This is a genomic window from Acetivibrio ethanolgignens (genome assembly GCF_001461035.1).
Classification (GTDB): domain Bacteria; phylum Bacillota; class Clostridia; order Lachnospirales; family Lachnospiraceae; genus Velocimicrobium; species Velocimicrobium ethanolgignens.
On the sequence record NZ_LNAM01000201.1, the window covers coordinates 7941 to 12907 of the forward strand.

Genomic DNA, 4967 nt, shown 5'->3' on the forward strand with positions numbered 1-4967 from the left:
ATGGTATAATTACATTAACTAAAACAGGATAAAAGCAGGTGTACCAATGACGGAAAAAGGAGATATTTTTATGATTTAGTATTTTAAATCAGTTAATAATAAGTATACATATGATAATGATAAATACTTAAAAAATGGGACTCCTCTTATGGATGAGGATGGGAATATTATCAATGATGCTTCGTTCAAACTTTTGATAAAAAAAGAAATGTCACATTTTATTCATAAAAATTATGATAATATTATTGTATTGGTAGGTGCAGGGGCCTCTGTAGTGTTAAATGGTAATAATATATGTGAAAAATTTGGTAAAACGGTATCTATGTTGGCAGAATTGATTAATAAAGAATTAAAGATGGATTCTAACTGCTTTACGCTTCAGGAGTTGGCTGATTTTTGTAAATATAATGTTCCAGTGGAAGAAGTGGAAGAAAGTAAAATAAATCCTAAATTTAATTTGGAGGACTTTTTATCTGACCTGCTTTCTTTTGAAAAATATGTAGCTGAGGGTGATTATCCTAAATATGAAGTATCAAAAAATAAGATTTTCGATTTGATTATTTCAAACACAAGTTATGATTATGATGAGTCATATTTGAAACATTCAGCTTTTATAAATACTGTCTCACATTTAGTAAAAACACCAAGTAAATTATCTATTGTAACGACGAATTACGATACATTGATAGAAGATGCGGCAGATAGTATAGGTTTTACAGTAATTGATGGATTTACTTTTGCTCATAGACCGCAGTTTGACAGTGATATGTTTGAATGGAATCTTGTGAAAGATATTGAAAATATAAAAACTAGAGAACTTGAATATAAGAAAAATATAATTAATTTGCTTAAGTTACATGGTTCATTAACTTGGGAACGTAGTGATAAGCATATTTTTAGAAAAGAAAAAAACAATGTTAAAAATCCTATTATGATATTTCCAAGTTCAAATAAATATATGCAGAGTTACCAGGAACCATATTTTGAGCTATTTATAAAATTTCAAGAATTATTAAAAAGACCGAATACATTGCTTATTACGACAGGTTTTAGTTTTGCAGACAATCATATTTCACAAATGATAATACAAGCAATTTTGCATAATAAGAGTTTAGCACTATTGATTAGTGATTATAATATTAATCAGGAAAATGAAAATTGGATTCGATTACAAGATTTGATGCAACATAATTATCAAATTGCATTTTTAAAAGCAACAATGAATTCAGATTTAGTAGATTATTTGGGTGAACATTATGACGATTGATTCTTTATATAATAAAATGGATAAAAGCAATTATTTTATGGGAAGGGTTTCACAGGTATATAGAGATAATAGTGTTGTACAAGTAGAAAATTTATCTGTATTATCACATAGGAAGCTATTAGATGAATCGTTGATTCCAAATACGATTAATTATTTAGTGGTAATTGATTCAGTTAGAGGAGTATTTTTAGGCGAGGTTTTTCAAAATAAAGTTGGATCTTCTGACAAAATACACGATTCAATTAATTTTGGAAACACAGAGAGTGTTTATCCTGAATTAAATATTGATATTATAGGAATTATGGCAGATGATGATAAAAAGTTTAGATTGCCAGAATTTACGACGGTTGGTATTGCTGAAAAGGTATATTTTGCTAATGAGAAAGTAATACAAATATATTTACAATCTGTTGAGACAACAAAAACGTCCGAAGTTCAGCTTAAATCATTTGCAACTTATCTGAATATGAATGATGTTGAGGTTAGTTTTAAGCCTAGTACATTGTTTGATCACCATTTATTTGCAGTAGGGACTACAAATAGTGGAAAATCGACTTCTGCATTATCTATATTGGATAAATTAATTGAAGAAAATAAAAAAATATTAATCATTGATCCAACAGGAGAGTATAGAGATTCATTTTCAGAACAGGAAGTGAAAAAATTAAATCTAGGAGTTGATACAATTGTTTCACCAAGTAAACTTTCTATGCAGCAATGGTCTGTACTTTTTGAAATGAATAGTAATACACAAGGTGCAGTTCTTGCAGAAGCAATTAAATCTTTGCGTTATCAGCATAAAAATGGGGAGAATTGCTGTTTAGAAAAAGTAGGAAAGAATATTGCACAATTACAAAAAGAACTATCTTCTATACAAAATGATGATAATGATTTTGATATTTCGCTACTTCCAGAACAGATAGCAGCAGAATCTGTTGAAGAAGCAAGAAAAGGTGGTGTATACGATTATAGTATTTTTAGAGCAAATTCAAATAGCTATTTGGTACAAAAAGTATCGTATCAGTTAAGTAATACAAATTTTTTGGATTTTTTTAAATATGACCCACAAAAGAAAAATTTGTTAGATGAGGTTGAGACATTTATTCATACGCCAAACGCAAGTCTTTATATAAATTCGTCAGAACTTGGGGCATCAGAAGGCATTGGCGGAATGATTATTGATTTAATATGTAATTGCTTAATCTCGCAGGATGAAATTATTCCATTTGTTTTTTTTATAGACGAGGTGCATAGGTATACAAAATCACCTTATTCAGAAGAAGAATTTCATGATGGATTGGTGCTTTTGGCAAGAGAAGGAAGAAAAAAAGGTATTTTTCTTTTCTTAACATCTCAAAATCCGCAGGACGTTTCGCCTATACTCTTAGGTCAAATGGGAACACTATTAATTCATCGGTTAACACATGATGATGAGATACGAACAGTAAAAAATCATTTAGATGAATATTCTGTTAAGCAAGTTAAAAAATTGAATTGTGGAGAAGCAATTTTAACAAGTGTTAATTTGATTAACAATATTTACTTAAATATAACAAAATGCAAAAGAAAGCAATATAATGATACTCCTCTTTTATAAAAGAAAATTTTACTTTTTAAAGATTACAGAGCAGATAGGATTAGGAGATTAATGTAATAAAGAAAGCAGGTGCAACGCATGAATATGCAGGAGTTAAAGAATCTCATTTACCAAGGTGAAAAAGTTGATATAGAGTGCAAAAAAGCAGAAAAAAGCGTACCAAAATCTGCGTATGAGTCATATTCTGCATTTGCCAATACAAAAGGTGGATATATCATACTTGGAGTAAGAGAAGATAAAACAAAGACTGATCCGAAGGAACGATTTATAATACAAGGAATAGAGGATGCGCCTAAGCAGAAAGAAGATTTTTGGAATACGATTAATGGAAATAAGGTGAATATAAACCTATTAACTGATGACGATGTAAAGATTGTTGAAGATGGCAGTATAAGTCTAGTTGTGATTCATGTTCCTAGAGCTGATTTTAATATGCGTCCGGTATATGTTGGAGAAAATCCCTATAAGGGAACATATAAAAGAAATCATGAAGGCGATTATCATGCGACAGAGCATGAGATTAGAGGAATGATAAGAGATCAAAATCCAGAGGGCAATGATAATCAAATAATTGAGTATTATAAAATGGACGATATTGATAAAGAAACATTAAGAAAATATCGTCAGATTTTTGAAATCAGAAATGATGGACATGTATGGAATGCTTTGGATGACAAATCTTTTCTTGAAAAGCTGGGTGGCTATAGGAAAGATAGAAAAACTGGAGTAGAAGGCTTGACATTAGCTGGACTTTTGATGTTTGGTACAGGACAGGCTATCAGAGAACGTTTTGATAATGTTTTTATGGATTATCGTAATGAGAGTCAAGTGACAGCAGATATCCGCTGGAATGACAGAATTACTTATGATGGTACATGGGAAAATAACCTGTTTAATTTCTTTACAAAAGTAACACCTAAATTAACTGAGGATTTAAAAAAGCCATTTAAATTGGAAGGTGGCGTTCAGCGTATAGATGATACTCCGGTTCACAAAGCAGTTCGTGAAGGCTTTGTAAATATGATTATTCACGCGGATTACTTAATGGATGCAGGAGTATTGAAAGTAATTAAGAGGTCTGATTCGTTCGAATTTACAAATCCGGGAATTTTGAAACTTCCGTTAGAGGATATTTATCGTGGAGGTAATTCAAAGTCAAGAAATCCTCATATGCAGACTATGCTTAGATTGGTTGGATTTGGCGATAATGCTGGCTCTGGATTCCCGACAATTCTTGATGTGTGGAAGTCAGAAGGATGGATAAAACCTGAATTGATTGAAGATACAAATCTCGATCAGGTGACACTTGTGATGAAGATGGAAAAGGAATCTGATGAAAATGTCATAGAAAATGTCATAGAAAATGTCATAGAAATTTCGGAAGAAAAAATCAAACAGTTAATGCCTAAATATTCTCAGAAGAAGCTTTCTAAAGCGTGTAAAATTTTGAAAATGATTTCGGAAAATCCGAATATTTCTATTGATGAATTAAGAATAGCCTTAGATGTTACAGATAGAACAATTGCAAGATATATATCAGAATTAAAGGATAAAGGTATCATAGAACGAAAAGGTCCAGATAATGGGGGAGAATGGAAAATTATATAATAGAATTTATAAAGAAAGGAATGGTAAAATGGCTAGCTCAAATTTAAAAGATAATTTAGAAAAATTACAGATAGTTGCAAAGGAAAGAACCGTAAAAACCCAAAATATAGAATATGATTTAGAAACTCTTGTAAAAATGATAAAAAAAGGAATTATAAAATTAAATCCCGATTATCAAAGGAACCATAGATGGAATGATTCAGAATCATCTCGATTAATGGAAAGTTTAATTCTAAATATTCCTATTCCGACAGTGTATTTGTCACAAGATGTTGATGTTGATGAAGAAGTAGATGATGATGTGGCAAGATATTCCGTGATAGATGGTCAACAGCGTCTTACTGCAATATATGGATTTATGACAAATGCATATAAGTTGGAGGGATTGGAGGTATTGGAACTTTTAAATGGATCATATTATAAAGATTTACCACCTTTTTTGTAAGTGCTTCAAAACATAGCGTTCTTAAATCTTCTTCCTATATCTGATATACT

The 4967-nt window shown here is 30.6% G+C and carries 4 protein-coding genes; all 4 read left to right on the plus strand.

Annotation, left to right across the window (positions count from 1 at the left end; translation table 11 throughout):
• The first annotated feature begins 148 nt into the window (after nt 1-148).
• The 4 genes from ASU35_RS16120 to ASU35_RS16135 all read left to right on the plus strand — a co-directional run bounded on the left by ASU35_RS16120 (nt 149) and on the right by ASU35_RS16135 (nt 4917).
• Entirely contained in the window at nt 149-1267 is a 1119-nt protein-coding gene (locus ASU35_RS16120) for an SIR2 family protein (RefSeq protein WP_083504349.1), read from the plus strand.
• Nucleotides 1257-2864, plus strand: coding sequence for an ATP-binding protein (locus ASU35_RS16125; RefSeq protein WP_058354007.1), 1608 nt, complete (start codon nt 1257-1259; stop codon nt 2862-2864). The genes ASU35_RS16120 and ASU35_RS16125 overlap by 11 nt, the downstream gene beginning before the upstream one ends.
• Nucleotides 2865-2942: 78 nt before the next feature.
• A complete protein-coding gene (locus ASU35_RS16130) occupies nt 2943-4472 on the plus strand; it encodes an ATP-binding protein (RefSeq protein WP_058354008.1) in 1530 nt (509 codons plus the stop codon).
• Nucleotides 4447-4917 carry a DUF262 domain-containing protein gene (locus tag ASU35_RS16135; RefSeq protein WP_207644145.1) on the plus strand — a complete coding sequence of 157 codons (471 nt, stop codon included), beginning with the start codon at nt 4447-4449 and terminating at the stop codon, nt 4915-4917. Before ASU35_RS16130 ends, ASU35_RS16135 begins: the two co-directional genes overlap by 26 nt.
• The last annotated feature ends 50 nt before the right edge of the window (nt 4918-4967 follow it).